Source organism: Halosimplex amylolyticum (assembly GCF_051414035.1).
GTDB classification, from domain to species: Archaea; Halobacteriota; Halobacteria; order Halobacteriales; family Haloarculaceae; genus Halosimplex; species Halosimplex amylolyticum.
Map to the genome: position 1 here is coordinate 714113 of NZ_JBLKNW010000001.1, position 19648 is coordinate 733760.

At 69.6% G+C, this 19648-nt stretch carries 21 protein-coding genes; 10 read left to right on the forward strand and 11 right to left on the reverse strand.

Annotation, left to right across the window (positions count from 1 at the left end; genetic code table 11):
* A complete protein-coding gene (gene mce / locus ACMGFE_RS03265) occupies positions 1–390 on the reverse strand; it encodes a methylmalonyl-CoA epimerase (RefSeq protein WP_436923657.1) in 390 nt (129 codons plus the stop codon).
* A gap of 105 nt (positions 391–495) precedes the next feature.
* Here mce and ACMGFE_RS03270 point away from each other — a divergent pair, with 105 nt between their 5' ends.
* The 3 genes from ACMGFE_RS03270 (at position 496) to ACMGFE_RS03280 (ending at position 2791) form a co-directional block, all read left to right on the forward strand.
* A complete protein-coding gene (locus tag ACMGFE_RS03270) occupies positions 496–1599 on the forward strand; it encodes an aminotransferase class V-fold PLP-dependent enzyme (RefSeq protein ID WP_436923658.1) in 1104 nt (367 codons plus the stop codon).
* Between the two features lie 433 nt (positions 1600–2032).
* Positions 2033–2470 (forward strand): NUDIX hydrolase, encoded by a 438-nt coding sequence (locus ACMGFE_RS03275; RefSeq protein WP_436923659.1) that lies wholly within the window; start codon positions 2033–2035, stop codon positions 2468–2470.
* 57 nt (positions 2471–2527) lie between these two features.
* A complete protein-coding gene (locus tag ACMGFE_RS03280) occupies positions 2528–2791 on the forward strand; it encodes a zinc ribbon domain-containing protein (protein WP_436923660.1) in 264 nt (87 codons plus the stop codon).
* A 7-nt stretch (positions 2792–2798) separates the two neighbouring features.
* Here ACMGFE_RS03280 and ACMGFE_RS03285 read toward each other — a convergent pair whose 3' ends face one another.
* The 6 genes from ACMGFE_RS03285 to ACMGFE_RS03310 form a co-directional block, all read right to left on the reverse strand.
* Positions 2799–3416, reverse strand: coding sequence for a DUF998 domain-containing protein (locus tag ACMGFE_RS03285; RefSeq protein ID WP_436923661.1), 618 nt, complete (start codon positions 3414–3416; stop codon positions 2799–2801).
* A gap of 107 nt (positions 3417–3523) precedes the next feature.
* The gene (locus tag ACMGFE_RS03290; protein WP_436923662.1) at positions 3524–5209 is read right to left on the reverse strand and encodes an acyl-CoA mutase large subunit family protein; all 1686 of its coding nucleotides are present in this window, start codon (positions 5207–5209) and stop codon (positions 3524–3526) included.
* Positions 5210–5330: 121 nt separating this feature from the next.
* Entirely contained in the window at positions 5331–7358 is a 2028-nt protein-coding gene (locus tag ACMGFE_RS03295) for an FG-GAP repeat protein (protein WP_436923663.1), read from the reverse strand.
* 166 nt (positions 7359–7524) lie between these two features.
* Positions 7525–9915: a glycoside hydrolase family 2 TIM barrel-domain containing protein gene (locus tag ACMGFE_RS03300; protein WP_436923664.1), complete on the reverse strand. Its 2391-nt coding sequence runs from the start codon at positions 9913–9915 to the stop codon at positions 7525–7527.
* A 45-nt stretch (positions 9916–9960) separates the two neighbouring features.
* Positions 9961–10413: a hypothetical protein gene (locus ACMGFE_RS03305; protein ID WP_436923665.1), complete on the reverse strand. Its 453-nt coding sequence runs from the start codon at positions 10411–10413 to the stop codon at positions 9961–9963.
* A 544-nt stretch (positions 10414–10957) separates the two neighbouring features.
* Entirely contained in the window at positions 10958–11689 is a 732-nt protein-coding gene (locus ACMGFE_RS03310; RefSeq protein WP_436923666.1) for an HFX_2341 family transcriptional regulator domain-containing protein, read from the reverse strand.
* 186 nt (positions 11690–11875) lie between these two features.
* Between ACMGFE_RS03310 and ACMGFE_RS03315 the strand changes: the two genes are divergently transcribed.
* Positions 11876–12028 carry a hypothetical protein gene (locus ACMGFE_RS03315; protein ID WP_436925176.1) on the forward strand — a complete coding sequence of 51 codons (153 nt, stop codon included), beginning with the start codon at positions 11876–11878 and terminating at the stop codon, positions 12026–12028.
* Between the two features lie 106 nt (positions 12029–12134).
* Positions 12135–12758: an NUDIX hydrolase gene (locus ACMGFE_RS03320; protein ID WP_436923667.1), complete on the forward strand. Its 624-nt coding sequence runs from the start codon at positions 12135–12137 to the stop codon at positions 12756–12758.
* Positions 12759–12821: 63 nt separating this feature from the next.
* Here ACMGFE_RS03320 and ACMGFE_RS03325 read toward each other — a convergent pair whose 3' ends face one another.
* Positions 12822–12965 (reverse strand): hypothetical protein, encoded by a 144-nt coding sequence (locus ACMGFE_RS03325; RefSeq protein WP_436923668.1) that lies wholly within the window; start codon positions 12963–12965, stop codon positions 12822–12824.
* 190 nt (positions 12966–13155) lie between these two features.
* Between ACMGFE_RS03325 and ACMGFE_RS03330 the strand changes: the two genes are divergently transcribed.
* From ACMGFE_RS03330 to panB, 5 genes are all read left to right on the forward strand, one after another.
* Complete coding sequence (locus ACMGFE_RS03330) at positions 13156–13665, forward strand: hypothetical protein (RefSeq protein WP_436923669.1); 510 nt, start codon at positions 13156–13158, stop codon at positions 13663–13665.
* A 153-nt stretch (positions 13666–13818) separates the two neighbouring features.
* On the forward strand, positions 13819–15084 hold the full coding sequence (gene glyA / locus ACMGFE_RS03335; protein WP_436923670.1) for a serine hydroxymethyltransferase: 1266 nt from the start codon (positions 13819–13821) through the stop codon (positions 15082–15084).
* Between the two features lie 3 nt (positions 15085–15087).
* Entirely contained in the window at positions 15088–15681 is a 594-nt protein-coding gene (locus ACMGFE_RS03340; protein WP_436923671.1) for a GNAT family N-acetyltransferase, read from the forward strand.
* A 52-nt stretch (positions 15682–15733) separates the two neighbouring features.
* Positions 15734–16564, forward strand: coding sequence for a hypothetical protein (locus tag ACMGFE_RS03345; protein WP_436923672.1), 831 nt, complete (start codon positions 15734–15736; stop codon positions 16562–16564).
* A 310-nt stretch (positions 16565–16874) separates the two neighbouring features.
* A complete protein-coding gene (panB, locus tag ACMGFE_RS03350) occupies positions 16875–17705 on the forward strand; it encodes a 3-methyl-2-oxobutanoate hydroxymethyltransferase (RefSeq protein WP_436923673.1) in 831 nt (276 codons plus the stop codon).
* Between the two features lie 33 nt (positions 17706–17738).
* Here the strand turns inward: panB and ACMGFE_RS03355 are convergent, their stop codons facing one another.
* The 3 genes from ACMGFE_RS03355 to ACMGFE_RS03365 all read right to left on the reverse strand — a co-directional run bounded on the left by ACMGFE_RS03355 (position 17739) and on the right by ACMGFE_RS03365 (position 19524).
* Complete coding sequence (locus tag ACMGFE_RS03355; protein ID WP_436923674.1) at positions 17739–18821, reverse strand: S66 family peptidase; 1083 nt, start codon at positions 18819–18821, stop codon at positions 17739–17741.
* A gap of 76 nt (positions 18822–18897) precedes the next feature.
* Positions 18898–19173, reverse strand: a complete 276-nt coding sequence (locus ACMGFE_RS03360) for a hypothetical protein (protein WP_436923675.1) — start codon at positions 19171–19173, stop codon at positions 18898–18900.
* Positions 19174–19188: 15 nt separating this feature from the next.
* Entirely contained in the window at positions 19189–19524 is a 336-nt protein-coding gene (locus ACMGFE_RS03365; protein WP_436923676.1) for a 2Fe-2S iron-sulfur cluster-binding protein, read from the reverse strand.
* Positions 19525–19648 lie beyond the last annotated feature (124 nt).

The following is a 19648-nucleotide window of genomic DNA, read 5'->3' on the forward strand; positions in this document are numbered from 1 at the left end:
TCAGTGTTCGACGAACTCGATCAGGATCCCGCCGGTCGACTCGGGGTGGAGAAACGCCACCTCGTGGCCCCACGCACCCGGCCGTGGCTCTTCGTCGATTAGTTCGACGCCGGCAGCCCGCGCGGCGTCGAGCGCGTCGCCGATGTCGTCGGTCCGGAGTGCGAGGTGGTGGATTCCGGCCCCACGCCGGTCGAGGTAGTTCGGGATCGGGCCCTGCGCGTCGGCCGTCGGTTCGAGCAGTTCGAGGAACCCGTTACCGAGGTCGAGGAAGGCGACTCGCAGGTCGCCGAAGGCCTCCTCGTGGGCGACCGAGGCGTCGAGAACGGTGCCGTACAGGTCGAGAAGCGCGTCGCGGTCGTCGGTCGCGATGCCGGCGTGGTCGAACTCCATACCGGCGCTTGGCCCGTCGAGGGCTTAATCCCGGCGTCGACCCGACGGGTACTCCGGCGCCGCCGTGGCGGGAGATTTACCCTCCGCGAGTCCGTCGGTACGGCCATGACTCCCGAGGAACTCCGCGCGGACATGCCGGCGCTCGACGAGGCCATCTATCTCAACACCGGCGCCGGCGGGCCCAGCCCCCGTCGAGTCGTCGAGGCGACCGAGGCCGCCCTGGAGTACCACGAGTACGAGGCGCCCGCCGGCGCGGGCACCTACGGCGCGCTGTTCGAGTCGCTCGACGAGACGCGCGAGACGGTCGCCGACCACGTCGGCGTCGCTCCAGAATCGATCGCGCTCACCCAGAGCACGACCGACGGCATCGGCCGCATCGGCGCGGCGATGGAGTGGGAACCCGGTGACGTCGTCGTCCGCACCGACCAGGAGCACCCGGCGGGGATCCTGCCGTGGGAGCGACTGCAGGCGTCCGCCGGTGTCGAGGTGCGCGTCGTCGAGGCGGCCGGAGGCCAGGTCGACCGCGACGAGTGGCGCGCGGCCGTCGACGGCGCGAAACTCGCGGTCTTCAGTTCGCTGTGCTGGACCGACGGCTGTCGCCTCCCCGTCGCGGAACTCACCGAGGTCGCCCACGAGTCCGGCGCTCGCGTGCTCGTCGACGCCGTCCAGTCCGTCGGACAGGCCCCCGTCGACTTCGAGGCATGGGGCGCCGACGCCGTCGCCGCCGCCGGGCACAAGTGGCTGCTCGCGCCCACCGGCACCGGCTTCCTCTACGTCGACGACGAGTTCGCCCGTTCGCTCGAACCCGCACAGGTCGGCTACATGAGCGTCGAGGACCCCGGGGCCGACCCGAGCGAACTGAAGCCCGACGCGCGCCGCTTCGAGACCGGGAGCGTCTCGCCGGTCCCCTACGCGGGCCTGCGAGAGGCCGTCGCGACCATCGAGGACGTCGGCTACGACACCGTAACCGACCGCGTCGAGCGGCTGACCGACCGGCTGAAAGCGGGACTCGGCGACCGGCTTGTCTCCGCCGAGGCGTACGAGTCCGGGCTGGTCTCGTTCGCGGCCGACGACCCCGTCGCGACCGCCGAGCGACTCGTCGACGAGGGTATCCGGGTGCGCGACATCCCGCTGACGGGCACCGTCCGCGTGTCCGTCCACGTCTTCAACACCGCCGACGACATCGACGCCCTGCTCGACGCGCTCTGAATATTCAGGGTGGCGCGCGCTGTCGCGGGTTTCATCCCGCGACGGCACCGTGCGAGGGACGAGAAGCGCACCGAGCGGAGCCTGCGGAGCGAGGTAGCATCGAAGTCGGTTGGGGAGGCGTGTGGCGCGATGCTGTGTCGGGCGGTCCTGGTGGACTGAAAGGGCGAGGGCCGGTCGCGCCGCAGGGTAGTCGCTGGGCGGGCTCTATCCGAAGGAGCGTTGCGACTGAGGATATCCCGTGCAGCGACCGCGAGCGGGCCGAGGGCTTTCATCGCCTGCTGCCGCCGAATCAGGATACTGCTAGCGAGCGGGCCGAGGGCTTTCGTCGCTTGTCGTTAGTCGTGGTGGAGATCACTACTAGCGAACGGGCCGAAGGCGTTGGTCGCTCCATCGACACGGAGGATTAATCGGGTAATACCGGAATCAAAACCACATGGGAGAATTCGCCTACGTCGTCAACGTGGACGGAGTCGTGACGCGGAACGACGACGAGTACCTGCTCATCGAACGCGGCGCCGAGGAAGCACACGCGCCGGGAATCCTCGGACTCCCGGGCGGCAAACTCGAAGCGCCACCGGACGGCGACGACGCCATCGCGGCCACGGCGCGCCGGGAGATCGCCGAGGAAGTCGGGATCGAGGTCGGGGCGGTCGAGTACGTCTGCAGCGGCACGTTCGAGGCCGACACCGGCGAGCAGTGTCTCAACGTCGTCACGCTGTGCGAGTACGTCGGCGGCGAACCGGCGCCGCAGGACCCCGACGAGGTCGCGGCGGTCCACTGGCTCGACCGGGAGGAACTCCGGGAGCACGAGGACGTGCCGGCGTTCACCGAGGAATACGTCGAACGGGCCGCCGCTCGCTACTCCGAGTGACGCTCTCGCCACAAGACCCATGCCCCGGACGGACCGATCGACGACAGGTGACGCTCCGTGACCGAATATCCCTCCCTGGGCGGCGAACTCCTGAAAGGCGTGCTGGCCGTCGTCGCGCTACCCGTCGTCGTTCTGCTCCTCCTCCTGGGACCGTTCGGCTGGCTCACGCTGGGTGCGGCCGTCCTCCTCGCCGGGGTGATCCGGGGACGCGAGTCGAGCGAACGCGCCCCCGAGCGAACGAACTGTCCCCACTGCGGCGCGCGCAACGATGTCGACGCGACGGTCTGCTCGTACTGCGAGGAGCCGATGGACGCGGCGTGACCGCCCCTCAGAGCGGGTCGCGGTCGACGCGGTGGTCCCGTAACTGGTCGACGGCGATCCAGCCGCCCCAGAGCGCGAACGCGACCGACCCGACGAGTTCGGGGAGCGCGATGCCGGGCGGGAACCACGGGTAGAGGATCCACCAGGCCCAGGAGACGAGGTGCAGGACGCCGGCGAGGACCAGCACGAGGCCGCGAACCTCCCGGCCGGCCGCGTAGTCACCGGCGCCCCAGAGGAGGACGGCGAGCGTGAGACAGACGAAGAAGGGGATCGCGACGACGCCGTGCAGCGGGTGCGGCAGGGGGAACACGCCGACCAGCGCCATGAACGCCATCGCGAGCAGACCGAACAGGGCGCCGGCTGCACGGATCGGGTTGTCGACGGCGGCGAGGATGGAGACGACGAAGCCGATACCGAGCGCGCCGCCGACGAGGAGGGCGCCGTTGAAGATCGGCGCCGTCACCGCTCCGCGGGCACCGAGGTCCGACAGGGCGTAGTAGAACGGCGAGAACCAGGGGGCGGCGAACATGGCGTAGACGACGCCGCCGAAGGAGACGGCGACGGCGGCGAGTCCGAGGGAGGGCGGGACCCGCGAGAGCGCGGGGTCGTACTGGGACTGGACCATACCGCCGCTTGCGCCCGCCCGCCGAAAAATCACGGGGATCGACGGCGAGCGACGGTTGAATCGCGGGGAGACGGGCCCCGCGCAACGGCGCCCTATCGCATCGTGTTCTACAGTGCAGCGCCGGGCTGGTACTCGCCGAACACGTCCCGCAACTCGTCGCAGATCTCCCCCGTCGTGGCGTAGGCCTTCACGGCGTCGACGATGTAGGGGAGGAGGTTCTCGTCGCCGCGGGCGGCCTCGCCGAGCGCGTCCAGCGCCTCCGCGACCGCCTCGTCGTCGCGCTCCTCGCGGACGGACTCCAGGCGATCGATCTGCGAGCGCTCCTGTTCCTCCGAGACGTCCTCGACTTCGGCGTCCTGGGCGTCCTCCTCGACGGTGTACTCGTTGACGCCGACGATGACCCGCTCGCCGGACTCGATCTCCTCCTGGCGGTCGTAGGCGACGTCCTGGATCTCCCGCTGGACCCACCCGCTCTCGATGGCCTGGCGCATCCCGCCGCGGGCGTCGACCTGGTCGAGGATCTCGCGGGCCTCGGCCTCGACGTCGTCGGTGAGCGACTCGACGTAGTAGCTCCCGCCGAGCGGGTCGATGGTGTCCGCGGCGCCCGACTCGTGGGCGAGGATCTGCTGGGTCCGCAGGGCGGTCCGGACGGACTTCTCGGTCGGCAGCGAGAGCGCCTCGTCCTTCCCGTTGGTGTGGAGGCTCTGCGTCCCTCCCAAAACCGCGGCGAGCGCCTGGTAGGCAACCCGGACGACGTTGTTCTCGATCTGCTGGGCGGTCAGCGTCGACCCCGCGGTCTGGGTGTGGAACTTCAGCTGTTTCGAGGCCGGCTTCTCGGCGTCGAAGCGCTCCTCCATGATCGACTGCCACATCCGGCGTGCGGCGCGGAACTTCGCGACCTCTTCGAGGATGTTGTTGTACGATGCGAAGAAAAAGGACAGCTGCGGCGCGAACTCGTCGACGTCGAGCCCCGCGTCCTGGGCGGCCTCGACGTACTCGATGCCGTCGGCGAGGGTGAAGGCGATCTCCTGGGCGGCCGTCGAACCCGCCTCGCGGATGTGGTACCCGGAGATGGAGATGGTGTTGAAGTTGGGTACCTCGTCGGCGCAGAACTCGAAGATGTCGGTGATGATCCGCATCGAGGGCTCGGGCGGGTAGATGTAGGTGTTGCGGGCGATGTACTCCTTGAGCACGTCGTTCTGGATGGTCCCGCGGAGCTCCTCGCGGGGGACGCCCTGCTGGTCGCCGATGGCGATGTACATGGCGAGCAGGACGCTCGCCGGGGCGTTGATGGTCATCGACGTGCTCACTTCGTCGAGCGGGATGCCGTCGAAGACGGTCTCCATGTCTCGCAGCGAGTCGATGGCGACGCCGGCCTTCCCGACTTCGCCGGCGGCCATGCCGGCGTCGGAGTCGTAGCCCATCTGCGTGGGGAGATCGAACGCCATCGAGAGGCCGGTCTGGCCCTCGTCCATGAGGTAGTTGAACCGTTCGTTGGTCTCGCTGGCGGTTCCCATGCCGGCGTACTGGCGCATCGTCCAGAGCCGGCCGCGGTACATCGTGGAGTAGACGCCGCGAGTGTACGGTTCCTCGCCGGGGAAGCCCAGGTCCTCCTCGTAGTCCAGGTCGGCCACGTCCTCGGGCGTGTAGAGGGGCGCGACCTCCTGTCCGCCGGTGTCGGTCTCGAAGGTGTCCTGGCGCTCCCCGAAGCGGTCGACGGTCGGCCCGCGCGTCTCAGCCTCCCACTCCTCGCGACCCTCCCGGATGGCCGCGAGGTCGTCGGGGTCGAACATACGTGTTCGTTCGCCCGGCGGCCCTTAACCGTTGGCGGCGATCCCGTCGCCCGCGACCGAGTCGCCTTCCCTCTCGGGCCAAACCACGGCCGGCCCTCGCGTTCGTCCCGTCCGGCCCCAGCTACTGATTCTCGTCTTCGCCGTCATCGCCACTCTCGTCGCCATCTCCGTCATCGCCACTCTCGTCACCATCTCCGTCACCGCTGCGGTCGCCGCCGCCGTCGCCTCCATCTCCGTCACCGCTACCGTCGCCGCCGCTATCGGACCCGTCGTCGGAGTCGTCGCCGTCGGTCGTCACGACGAAGTCGTGGTCGGCGATCGGCGTCCCGTAGATCGTCTCGCCGACGAGTCTGGCGGCGAAGTCGTCGGCGTCGAACCCGGCCTCGTCAACCGGGAAGCGGACGACGAGGTCGCGGTCGCCGTCGGTGTCCACGTCTTCAAACCTGCCGCCGTCGACCGTCCGGGAACCACCGCCCTCGTCCACCAGCCGGGGCGGCCCGAACCGGAGGCTCCCGACCTCGACGGTCGCCGGGTCGAACTCGTCGGTGTGCTCGATACAGACCTCGATCTCGCCGTTCCCCTCGTACGGGACCGTCGCGGGCCACTCCTGGCCCGGCTCGATGTCGATCGAGACGTCCGGCGATTCCCGGGTGAACACGGTCACCGTCCCGGTCGCGGCGGACGAGGGCCCGGTGTCGGTCCCCGTGGTCGGCCGCTGTTCGTCCGACGCGCCACGCCGCCCCGCGACGGCGACGACGTATCCGCTGCCGTCGGTCGCGACGGCCCGGCCGAACTGCGAGCCGTCCGCCGACTCTGTGGGCGTGAGTCGGGAGGAGCGACTCCACCCGTCGTCGCCGCTGGCGTAGACGTAGACGTCGCCGGTCGGCCCCGATCCGCCGTCGTTCTCGCCGTCGCTGTCCTCGTTGCCGGACTCCGAATCGTCGCTAGAGCCTGATTCGCCGTCAGAACCCGATTCGCCGTCGGAGCCCGATTCGCCGTCGAACACGGCGCCGACGACTGCGCAGTCGCCGTCGGTAGCGAGCGCGGCGTCCGTCCCGAAGCGTTCGCCGGTCGATCCCCCCGCTGCGGACAGTCGCTGGACCGCGGCCAGCGACACGCCGCCGAACACGCCCGCGTACCCGGTGGGACCGCGCGCACCGTCCGGGCTATCGCTCTCGGACGCCGACGCCGCGGACTCGGACGCACAGAGGACGCTGTCGGTCCCGTTCGTCGCGGTCGCGCCGCCGAAGGCCGCCGCGGCGTCCGACGGGTTCTCGGCCGTCCTGACGTGGTCCCACGGGTCGTCGGTGAACGCGGCGACGACGCCGGCACTGTCGGCCGCTCCGGGCGCGCCGAGTAGCGCCGTCGCACCGTCCCCCGACAGCGAGACGGACGCGCCCGCGCGGTCGCCGGCCGATCCGTCCGGGAGTCGCAGTGTCGCCGTCCGGGACCACGAGGCGTCGCCGTCGTCCTCGGTCCGGTCGTAGACGTGGGCCGCGCCCGCTCTGGCCGGGTTCGCGTCGTCGGCGGGCGCACCGGCGACGATTCGCTCGCCCGCGTCGTCGACGGCGACGGCTCTGCCGAGTCGGTCCCGAATCTCCGCGTCGTCGCCGGCCAGGAGTTTCGCCTCGTACGTCCACGAGTCACCGTCCCGCGCGAAGACGGAGATCGCGCCGCACTGCCCCGCCAGCGCGTCCTCGCCGGGGACGCCGACGGCCACGGTCTCGCCCGCGGCGTCGACGCCGACCGACGCGCCGACGTAGTCCAGGCGCGCCCGGTCGGGCGGCTGGAGCACGGCCTCGCGCGTCCAGCCGCCGTCTTCGGCGACGTAGACGGACGCGCCACCGACGCGGGCGTCTCCGTCCCGCCGCAGCGGGTCGCCGACGACGAGGGTCTCCCCGGCGGCGTCCAGGGCGATCGACGCTCCGAACGCGTCGCTGGCGCCGTCAGCGTCGAGTCCTGTCGTCGTCCAGTCGACCGGGTCACCGTGGGCTGCGCGGGCACTCCCGGGCGCGGATCGAAGCGCGATGGCGCCGACCGCGGCGACGGCCGCTCCCTCGAGGACCGCGCGTCTGGAGACCGCGTAGTCGCCGTCGGTCGGTGACTGTCGTTCGTCCGGACCGTCGGACGCGGAGTGACCCGTGTGCATGGTTGACTGTCGAGGGCGACGCCACACGTCCGCATTGTAATAGACCGCTTATGGCGATCTACCGGGTGAACGGCTGAACGTCAGAAGGGCGATATCGCGGTCGATAATCGCTCTAAACCGCGTATTTGCCACGGATGGGCAGTGGACGCCGACCGCGCGGCCGCGCTCAGTCGGCGGATCCGACGGTGACGCGCACGCTGTCGCCGTCGATGCCATCGGCGTCGGCCGCGATCTCGAGATCGCCGCCCTCGCGGTCGGCCTGGACGACCGCGATGCAGGTGCCGTGGTAGGCCGAGCGCGAGTCGGCGACCCAGGGCTCGTTACTGTCGAGGTCGCCGTTATCGACGCCGACGATCTCACCCGCGCCCGAGGCGGAGAACCGGACCTCGTCGTCGGCGCGCGGGACGCGGACGCCCTCGTCGTCGGTGACGGTCGCCTCGACGTAGACCAGGTCCCGGCCGTCGGCGGCGATGGCCTCGCGGTCGGCGTCGAGTTCGACCCGCGCGGGCTCGCCGGCGGTCTCGAGTTCGTGTTCGGCGACGACCTCGCCGTCTTCTTTCGCCACCGCTCGCAACGTCCCGGCCTCGTAGGGGACGTACCACTCGATCATCCGCTCGGAGGTGTCGGCCAGGTCTCGCTCGCCCATCCACTCGCCGTTGCGGTACAGCTCGACGGTCTCGGCGTTCGTGAAGGTGACGAGGTGGACGAAGTCGCGCGACCCCTCGCGACCGGGGAACGTCCAGTGCTCGGAGACGGCGGGCCAGCTCCAGTTGGGACGGCCGGCGGGCCGCTCGCGGTCGGGGTCGAAGGCGGCGATCTGGACCATCGGGTCGTCGGACCAGACGCTCTCGTGGAAGCCCGTCTCGGGCTTCGGCTGGCCGGTGGTGTCGATCAGGCCGGTGGCCCAGCCCTTGCTCGGCCACTCGCGCGACTCGCCGAGGTAGTCGACCCCGGACCAGATGAACTGGCCGGCGACGAAGTCGTTGTCGGCGACCCCGAACCACGGGTTCTCCGCGATGAAGCCGATGTCCTCGTCCTCGCCGCCGAGGAAGAAGGGCTTGGCTTCCGAGCTGACGATCGGCTTTTCGAGGCCGGCCTCGCGGAACGCCTCGAACCACTGCTCCTGGTAGTTACACGAGAGGATGTCGACGTGTTCGCCGATGTCTTCGAGTTGGGCGACCATGCCCGCGGTGTCGCCGCCCCAGGGGGCCGCGCCGTACGTGACCGGTCGGGTCGGGTCCATCTCGGCGGTGGCCTCGGTGAGCATCGCGAGGTCGTCGAGCATCGAGTCGTCGCCCTGGTCGTAGGACTCGTTGCCGACGCTCCAGCAGACGATCGACGGGTGGTTGCGGTCGCGGTCGATCATCGCCGCCAGGTCCTCGCGCCACCACTCGTCGAACCACTCGTCGGCGCCCTCGTGGCGCCACTTGTCGAACGCCTCGTCGACGACGAGGAAGCCCATCCGGTCGCACAGGTCCAGCAGTTCGGGCTGGGGCGGGTTGTGGCTCATCCGGATGGCGTTGCAGCCGATCTCCTGGAGGGTCTCCAGGCGGCGTTCGAGGGCGCGCTCGGGCACCGCGGCGCCGAGACAGCCGGCGTCGTGGTGGAGGTTGACCCCCTTCATCGTCACCGGCTCGCCGTTGAGGTAGAAGCCCTGGTCGTTCGTCCACTCGAAGGTGCGGATGCCGAAGGGCGTGACGTAGTCGTCGACTGCGAGGGCGGCGTCGCCGCCCTCGTCGTTCCGCGACGGCGAAGCCGTCGCGCGTTCGCCGTTCCGGTAGACGACGCTGCGGACGAAGTGGCGGGTGGGATCGTCGAGCGTCCAGCGGTCCGGGTCGGCGACGGAGAGGCGCTGTTCGAACTCGTGGGCTTCGCCGCTCTCGACGGTCGCTTTGCTCCCGGCGGTCGCCACGATCTCGCCGTCTGCGTCGACGATATCCGTCTCCAGCGCGCAGTCGACGGCGGCGCCCTCGGCGTTCTCGACCTCGGTCAAGACCTGCACCTCGGCGCGGCGGCCGTTCGCGGCCGTCGTGCGCACGTCGGTGCCGAACGGCGTGACCGCGACGGAGTCGGTCTCGATCAGGTACGCGTTGCGGTAGATGCCCGACCCGGTGTACCAGCGGCTGTGCGGGTACTCGTCGTTGTCGACGCGGACCGCGAGCGTCTCGCCGCCCTCGACGCCGAACTCGGCGAGGTCGTAGGTGACCGTGGAGTAGCCGTACGGTCGGTGGCCGACGTGTTCGCCGTCGACGTACACGTCGAAGTTGCGGTAGACGCCGTCGAGGCGGAGCGTCGGTTCGCCGTCGACGTCCTCGGGGAGCTCGCGCCGGTACCAGCCGATCCCACCGGGGGCGAAGCCCTGCTGCTGGTCGCCGGGGTTGTCCGGGTCCCACGGCCCCTCGATGCTCCAGTCGTGGGGGACCTCGACGGACTCCCAGTCCGAATCGTCGAGCGCCGGGTCCTCGCCGTTTTCGACGTCACCGCGGTGGAACCGCCAGCCCTGCTCCAGGCGGCGGACCCGTCGGTGCTCCTCGCTCGGTCGCGAGCCTGCTGTCATACGGTGACACTCATCCAGGTCCGTCAATTAGTTTCCGACTTCGGATCATTTCGGGGCGGCCGCACCGGCGTCTTCCGGCGACCGCTCGCCGACGATCGCGTCGAGGCGTTCGCAGAGGCGTTCGACGTCTCTGCGCCGCTGTCGGACGGTACTTCGCTCGATCAGTGGCACGGGGACCGACGCCCGAACCTCCGACTCGACGTCGACACGCGTCCCGTCGCCCTCGGGGCGGAGCGTCACCGTCGTCTCGGTCGTCACTAGCGGCCGACCGTCGTCGAGCCGTCGGTAGACGAAGCCGTCCGGGCGCTCCTCGAAGGCGAACTGCGGCGGGAAGAGCCGCCCGGCTGGCCACGCGGTGACGACGGTCCGGCCGTTCTCCGTCGCGACGTCTTTCACGGCGTATCTGCCCTCTCCCTCGATTACCGCTTCGGGCGTGAGCCGTTCGGCGACGGTGTCGGGCGGGGCGGAGACGACGCGAGAGATGGCGGCGGCGCGCATGGTCAGAATCGGACCGGCTGACGGAAAGGTGTTCGCCCGCTGTCAGCAGCTTTCGGGTAGAGCAGCCCTGGGAGTGAACGACGGCGGTGGCGCACGCTGTCGCGGGTTTTATCCCGGGACAGCATCGTGCGAGGGGCGAGTAGCGAGGGACCGAAGGTCCCTCGGACCATGCGAACGGCGCCGAAGGCGCCGTGAGCAGAGAGCGCAGCGAAGCGAGCACCGCAGTCGGTTGGGGAGGCGTGAGGCGCGGTGCTGTGCGGTTGCTGTCGTCCTGGTGGACTGAAAGGGCGAGGCCAGGTCGCGTGGTCTGCGCGGGCCCTATCCGAGAGAGCGACAGCGACCGAGGATATCCCGCACAGACCACGCGAGCGGGCCGAGGGCTTTCAACTCCCGGCGTATCCTGCGATCGATTCGGCTAGTAGCGAGCGGGCCGAGGGCTTTCAGCGCATGCTGTCACCTGCGGCCGCTCCAGTCTACCGACAATCCACACCAACCCGACCGGGACCAACTACTCAAAAAGCATGACGACCTGAACACCGTCCTCTCAGTCCTCGTCGATGAGGTAGCGGAACGCCCGGAGCGTGTTACGGCCGCTCTCGGTCAGGGAGACGCGGGTCGACCGGCCCACCTCTTCGAGGTCGACGTAGCCGTTCTCGGCCAGGGGACCGAGGACGTGGCTATCGAGCAGGCGGTACTCGCTCTTCCGGTTGGCGGCGTCGCGCTCGGCGATGAACGGCAGGCCAGCCTCCTTGCCGAAGTCGATGAGGTCGCGCTTGCGGGTGCCGTCCTCGCGGTCGAGGTAGTCCATCACCGCGACGTGCTGGGGTTCGGGGCTCTGCATCGGATAGGTGGGGAGTTCGGTGATGTCGCGGATCCCCTCCGCGACGTCGCCGTCGGTCTCGGCGGCGTAGCGTTTGGCGCGGACGTAGTAGGGGGTCGCGCCGGTGGCCATGCAGGCGATCATGCCGCCGATAGCTGTCACCTTCGACCCCGAAGCGAGGTTGACGTACACCTCGTGGTCGGCGAAGCGGGTCGCGAGCTCCGCGACGGTCCCGATGGAGTCGTAGAAGTCGAAGATGTTGCACGGGACTGTCTCGTGGTCGATCCCCTCGTCGTCGAGGCGCTCGCGCACCGTCTCGGCGTAGGAGGGGTGGTCGGTCTCGTCCTCGTAGCGCAGGAGGACGACGCGGTCGGCGCGCAACCGGACCGCCGGCAGGACGATCCGGTCGTTCTCGTAGCCCACCGGGATCAGGTGGACGCGCTCGGCGACTTCCATGCGTGGCGCCTCGCGGCCCGCCGGGATAACGATTGTCCTGACACAGTCGACACAGCTGCGGCCGCGTGGTCGGCTACCGATCGTCGCCGCGAGGTACCGGCACGGCCGCCGTCGGGTGGTTACACGCGGTGAAAACGCGACGCGGGGTTTTTGGTTGGGTGCGTCGTCGAGACGAGTATGCCGGTCATGGCGAGTGGCGACTTCTCGGTCCACACCGACGAGTGCGACCGATTCGACGACGGAATGCCGATATCCGACCTCCCCGACGAGGTGACGACCATCGACGACCTCGACTGCGAGTGCTGGAGCGCCTTCGATTCGCTCGACGAGATCGAGTGACCGGTCGGGGAGCCGTCCACGACGTCACCAGCGACTTCGTGCGGTGTGTCGACAGGGTACGTTCACCCGCTACGTTTTTCACGCCCCGGCGTAACCTCCGTTACTCATGCCCTCTACGCACGTCAATCGGGAGGCGGTCGAGCGGCGGATGGAGCGGTTACGCGACGACTACGGCGACGTCCCCGTCGAAGCGGTCGAGGAAGAGGTACCACCGGAACAGTTCGAGGAACTCCGCGAAGTCGCCGAGAGCGGATACACCGGGGGTGCGTACGCGTGGGTCGTGCGCGAACCCGAGCAGACGGCCGCCCTCACCGAGTCGATGCCGTCGGGGATCGAGGACGGTCGGCGCGTCCTGATGATCCTCGGGCGGGGTGGCACCCGTTGGGGGCTGGCCGGCGGCGGCCGCGAGGACGGCGAGACCTACGAGGAGGCGGCGGTCAGGGAGGTCCGCGAGGAGACGAACGTCGACTGCGAGATCACCGACTGCTTCCTGTTTCGCCGCATCAGAACCGACTCGGCGGGCGACCACGGCGAGCGACTGCACACCCTCTACGTCTTCTTCGACGCCGACTACGCCGGCGGGCACGTCGCGATCCAGCCGGGCGAACTCAACGGCGCCGCGTGGTTCGCCGAGGCCCCCGCGCGACTCCACCCCGCCAACGAGTTCCGGGCCGACGACTTCTGGGACGAGTACGCGGTCGACGACCCGCTCGGCGACTTCGAGTGGTGAGGCGGGGTCCAGCCAGGCTGGACCGCCGACGAGGCCGGACCTCGGCGGCGCGACCGGCCTGGTTCAATCGATCGCCCGGATGCGGTTCATCCGGCAGATGGGGCAGCAGACGGCCGTCTCGGTCCGGGGGACGATAAACTCCACCTCGCACGTCCTGCAGATGTACGTCTTCCCGCGCTCCCGAGTGGTCTCGGTTACCTTTGCCATCGGCTCTCTCTCGATCCCTGCCGTCGGTTCCCGGTCGGTTCGTCCGTGTCGTCTGTCACTGGTCTCACCTTTCGACGGGCTACGGCCTCGACTGTATATGCCGTTTGTTACCATGTATATGTCCGACGACGGTGCGGTCGCGGGTCAGAGGTATCAACGACCAAATACCGGGGCCGACAACGCTCGGGACATGGACGCGCTGTACGACCCGGGGTCGCTCCGGGACGACGCCGACGTCGAGTTCACGGAGGCCCGGACGACGGACGGACGGGACGCGTTCGAGTACTTCGACGGGGTGGCGGGACTCGTCGCCGTCGGGATCACGACGGGCGCGGGTGCGATCCTGTTGATGGACAGCCCCCACGGCTGGCGGCTTCCCTACGGTCACGTCGACGCCGGTGCGGACTGGCTGGCCAGCGCCGAAGACGTCGGCGAGATCCTGACCGGCGTCGAGGTCTCGGCCGCCGAGGTGCTCCGCGTCAGCGAGATCACTCACGAACTGCGGAGCGACGCGGACCGAACCGCGACGAGTTTCGACGCGGTCGTCGGCACGGACCCGGTGGACGGCGAACCCCTCGCCGACGATCCGACCTTCGGGGAGTGGGAGGACCTGGAACTGGGATGGTTCGACGACGTGCCCGAGGACGCCTACCACGCCCACGCCGACGCCGTCGACGACATCGAGTACTTCCTGGAGTGAGGGCGGTCGGCGCTCTGGGGACCGGTTTCCGTCCGGCGGCCTGTTGGCGGCTCGCCGACCGACTCGACCGACTGTGACGACTGTGTCGACCGTCCGAACGGCGCCGTTCCTGTCAGCGCAGTAGCTTTGAGACCGTCACGGGACCTCCCGGACATGCCGACGGATCTCTCACCCGTGGACGGCGCGCTCGCCGACGCCCTCGAATCCGAGCGAGCCCGTCAGCGCGAGACGCTCTCGCTCGTCGCCAGCGAGAACTACGCGAGCGAGGCGGTGCTGGCCGCCCAGGGCTCGGTCCTGACGAACAAGTACGCCGAGGGCGACCCCGGCGACCGCTACTACGCCGGCTGTGAACACGCCGACGCGGTCGAGCGACTCGCCCGTGAGCGCGCCCGGGACCTCTTCGGCGCCGAGCACGCGAACGTCCAGCCCCACTCCGGCACGCAGGCGAACCTCGCGGCCTACCAGGCGCTGCTCGACTCGGGCGACCGCATCCTCTCGCTGGAGCTGCGCCACGGCGGCCACCTCAGCCACGGCCAGCCGTACACCGCGGTCGACGAGCACTTCGACGTGGTCCACTACGGCGTCGACCCGGAGACGGGTCGCCTCGACTACGACGCCGTCGAAGCCCGCGCCGCGGAGACCGACCCCGACCTGATCGTCTCGGGCTACTCGGCGTACCCGCGGGTAGTCGACTGGGAGCGGATGCAGGCCGTCGCCGACGAGGCGGGCGCCTACCACGTCGCGGACATCGCGCACCTCACCGGCCTCGTCGCCGCGGGCGCCCACCCCTCGCCCGTCGGCGTCGCCGATCTGGTGACGGGGTCGACGCACAAGACGATCCGCGCGGGTCGCGGCGGGATGGTGCTGTGCGCCGGTGAACTGGCCGACGCCGTCGACACCGCTGTGATGCCAGGGTGTCAGGGCGGCCCGCTGATGCACAACGTCGCCGGCAAGGCCGCGGGCTTCGCCGAAGCGTTGACGCCTGACTTCGATGTATACGCCGGACAGATCGTCGAGAACGCCAGCTCTCTGGCGGATCGGCTGCGAGCGCGAGGGTTCGATCTCGTCTCGGGCGGGACGGACGTCCACTTCGCGCTCGTCGACCTGCGGGACACCCATCCCGACCTGACAGGCCAGGCGGCCGAGGCCGCGCTCGAATCGGTCGGTCTCGTCGCGAACAAGCAGACCGTGCCGGGCGACCACCGTTCGGCGACCGTCGCGAGCGGCCTGCGCATCGGCACGCCCGCGGTCACGACTCGCGGGTTCGACGCGGCGGCGACCGAGCGACTGGCCGACACGGTCGCCGACGTGCTCGACGCGCCCGAGGACGAGTCAGTCGCGACGGACGCGCGAGAGACGGTCGCCGACCTCTGCCGATCGTTCCCGATCTACGGCGATTCGCGGGTCGCGTCGGCCTGACGCGTGAGCGAGTTACACGTCCGCCCGTTCCGCCCGGGCGACGGCGAGCGCGTCCGCGAACTGAACCGCGTGGCGATGGCCGAGACGCCCGAGTGGGTGCCCGACGCCCCCGACGCGGATCTAGAGGACGTCCGCGGCCACTACCTCGACGCCGGTGGCGAGTTTCTGGTGTGCGAGGTCGAGCGTAGCGAGACCTCGAAGCGCGAGCGGGGAACGAGGACCCGCGAGCAGGGCGAGGGCGAGAAAATCGATACCGGCAACCTCGACGACGAAATCGTCGCGATGGGCGCCTACGAACCGCTCGACGGGTGGATGGCCGAGCAGTTCGATTCGACGGCGGGGACGGCGGAACTCACCCGAGTGCGGGTCGACCCCGCGGCGCAGGGACGGGGCTTCGGAACCCGGGTCGTCGAGGAACTCGAACATCGCGCACGCTGTACGGGTTACCGCGCCTTCGTCCTCAACACCGGCGCCGACAACGAGCAGGCCCGCGGCTTCTACGAGTCACACGGGTACTCGCTCGTCCGCGAGACGACCGTCGAGTTCGAGGGCGCGACGCTGGATCTGGCCCTGTACTGGTCTCGCCTCGACGGCTGATCGAGGGATGCACCCGCCGGGATTTATGTCCGGTCGCGGCGGACCGTCGGACATGTACGGCGTCCTCACCGCCGACGCCGACCTCGCCAGCGAGGGCGTCGGCGACAACACGTACTACTTCGCCGAGCGCGTGTCGGGAGCGCGCCGCGACCCCGTCGACGGCGTCGTCAACTCCGTCGCCTGCTGGGGCGACACGGAGACCGTCCGCGAGTCGCCGGAACGGGCCGCGGTGGCGAGCGACGGCACCCGTGCCGCGCCCGACGTGGACGGCCACCACTGGGGTACCGTCTGCCCGACCGATCCCGACTACCGCGCGGCGCTGCTCGACCGGATCGCCGACGTGGGCAGCGTCGGGGACGTACGACTCACGACGCTCGGGTTCCCCGGCGCCGACTTCTGCCGATGTGACCGCTGCGAGCGGCTGTTCGCCGAGAGCGACTCCGATGACCGGGCCGAGTGGCGGTCCTCGGTGATCACGGAGTTCACCGCCGAGGCGGCCGACCTCGTGGACGGCGAAGTGATCGCGACGCTGTATCCAGACCCATACCCGGGTCATCTGCGGGAGCGGGCCGGATTGGACCCCGCGGCGCTCGCCGAACACGTCGACGGCTTCCTCGTCCCGCTGTGTGGCACCGGCTACGAGACGACCTACTGGGTCGAGTCGCTCGCCCGCGGGTTCGATTCGGCGGTCGGCGGACTCGACGCCTCGCTGACGTTCCAGCTCTCGACCTCCGGGGCCCAGGCGGAGCGGCTGGCTGAGCTGGCGCGCCGACTCGACGAACACGCGGACGGCGTCGTGTTCGGCACCCACCGAACCGACGCTGACCTGATCCGCGACGTGCTCGCCGAGCTGAACGGGCCGGAGTCGTCTGTCGTCGCGTGAGAGTTCGAGGTGATTCTGTAGTCCTCGGACCAACAGCTACCGCGACTGACGACGAGCAATAAAAGCCCTCGGCCCACCAGGACAACACCGCAACCGCGCAGCGCCGCACCTCACGCCTTCCCAGCCGACTGCGTTGCTCGGGACTCGCTTGCGCTCGCCCTGCGCTACTCATCCCTCGCACGACTTCGTCGCGGCACAGAGGCCGCGACAGCGCGCGCCGGTCGGTTTGATGACCCGTCTCAGCACCCGGACGCCCTGTCACGCTGCGGCAACTGATAAACGGGAGGCGGTCGAAGAGCGACTAATCGCGATGTCTCGCAACAGCATACCGGACCTCTACGAGAAGTACGAGGCGGGCGAGCCGCTGACGATGCTGACGGCCTACGACGCGCCGATCGCTCGACAGGTCGACCGCGGCGGCGTCGACATGATCCTCGTCGGCGACAGCGCCGGGGACAACCACCTCGGCTACGACGACACGCTCCCCGTCACACTGGAAGAGGCACTCTCGAACACCTCCGCGGTCGTCCGCGGGACCGACGACGCGTTCGTCGTCGCTGACCTCCCCTTCCTCACCTACGGTACGTCGATGGAAGAGTCGGTACAGAACGCCGGGCGCTTCCTCAAGGAGGCGGACGCCGACGCGGTGAAACTGGAGACCGCGCCCTACGGGGAGACGACTATCGAGATCGTCGACCGCCTCACCGAACTCGGTATCCCGGTCCAGGGCCACGTCGGGCTCACGCCCCAGCGGAAAAACGAGATCGGCGGCGCGTACGTCCAGGGCCGCGACACCGACACGTCCTCGCCCGGCGAAGCGCTCGTCGAGACCGCCCAGCGCCTGGAGGAAGCCGGCGCGTTCTCCATCGTGCTGGAGACGGTCAGCGAGGGCGTCGCCCGCGAGGTCACCGAGGCGGTCGACGTGCCGACCATCGGCATCGGTTCGGGCCGCTACGTCGACGGGCAGGTGCTCGTCATCTCCGACGTGCTCGGGCTGGGCGCCGAGCCGTACAGCCTCTCGAAACAGTACGCGGACCTCGATTCGGAGATCCGCCAGGCCGTCGAGCGGTACGTCGACGAGGTCGAGTCCGGCGACTTCCCGACCCGGGACAACGCCTTCGACCCGGTCGACGAGAACTGACGGTCCCGCGTTCGGACCGTCGCGACTCGCCGTTCAGGGGAACCGGATCGACCGTTCGTCCGGGTCGATCTCGACCCGACCGCCGATCGGGACCGGCGCGTTCGGGTTCGTGTGGCCGAAGTCGAGGTCGAAGACGATCGGGGCGTCGGGGTTGTACTCCCGCACCCACTCTCGAATCGTCGCGCGCTGATCGACCCGGTACTGGTCGCGCTCCTCGTCGGTGTACTCGCGCTCCCGCTTTCTCGTCTGCGGACGGCCGACGAGCACCGCGTCGAACCGCTCCAGCAGGCCGCGCTCGCCGAAACAGGTCAGTATCCGCCGAACTTCCTCGGCGCTCGGCAGCTCTTCGGACGTCTCGAGTGCGAACACCGCGCCGTCGAGCGCGTCGGGGTCTGGCGCACCCCGGTCTGCGGCCAGCACCCACTGGAGGACGGTGAGACAGCCGCCCCACAGCCGACCAGAAATCTGCTCGCCGGCTCGTTCGTCGGGCACGTCCCACCGCCAGCCGTCGGCCGACTCGTACTCCGGCGTCGCCTCCCGGAAGTCGTCCCGGGCCCATTCGATCACGTCGTCGGTCCACTCCGCGGCGGGCGCCAGTTCGCCCAGCGACTCGTCGAACAGGGCGCGGCGGAGGTATCGCTCGGAGTACTCGGGGAACTCGCCGGCGATAGCGACGTTGTTGAGCAACTGCCCGCCGTAGTAGGAGACCACGCCGCGGGTCCAGAGGTAGCTGGCGAGGCAGGTGTTGTCGCTCATCCCGAAGAATCGGGTCGGATTCTCCCGCAGTATCTCGCCGTCGAGATGTCTCAGTACCCGGATCTGGTCGTCGCCGCCGATGGTCGCGAAGACGGCGCTGATCTCCGGGTCGCGAAAGGCCGCTTGGATGTCCTCGGCTCGCACCTCCGGGTTCTCGCGGAGGCGATCCGGGTCGGTCTCGGCCGTCTCGTAGACCACCGGTTCCACGTCGAAGCGGTCGCGGAGTCGCTCCAGCGCCAGGTCGAGCACGTCCGGGAATATCGTCGCCGCGCCGCTGGAGGGCGCGATCACGGCTACCTGGTCGCCCGGTTCGGCGGGCGGTGGCGTGACGAACTCGACGGGAGCAGCGCTGTCGCTCATATCCGCCAGTTCCGTCGATACCGGGATAGCGTTTGTGCCGGTGTGACACTACGTGACAGTGGCTACCCCGGGTCCGTCACCGGAACCACGGTCGGTTCCACCACTGCCAGACCCGTTTCGTGGCACGAGTGACCGGGAACGGGCCGTGGCCGAGCATCGTGAGCGCGAATCCGACCGTGAGCGTTCCGACGAAGACGACGGCTCCCGATCCGGCGGCGAGCACGTACGGTCGCGCGGCGTCGACCGTCGGATCGACGGCGAGGAAGAGGACGGTGAGCGCCGTCACGGCGGACGGGACCAGCGCGTCGACGAGGCTCAAGAGTGCGACGCCGACGGCCCGGAGTGGCTTCATCGGACCGGCCGCCTCTCAGTCGTCGGCGGAGGCGGGGTCGGCGCCGGCCGCCGCCGCGACGTCGTCCTCGATGCTGGGCGGGTACTTGCCGCGGTCGAGTTTCAGGTCGGACTGCGGGCGGGCCATGCAGGTGAGCGCGTAGTTCTCGGCCTCCTCCTCGGTGAGACCGCGGGCGGCGGGCTGGGTCACCTCCCCCTCCTCGATCTTCGCCGAGCAGGCGAGACACATCCCCACGCGGCAGGAGTACTCCTGCGCGATACCCTCCTCGATGCACCGGCTGAGTACGGTCTCTTTGTCGGAGACCGTGATCTCCTCGCCGGTCCCCACGAACTCGACGGTGTACTCGGTCATGGCCTTCGATTCGGCGGTCTCCGCCTAAACTCTTGCTACCCCATGTTTTTCCCGGCCGGGTTTCCTCGCTCGCTTTGCTCGCTGCGGGAACCCGGCCGGCAAAAACATGGGTGAAAAAGGCCGA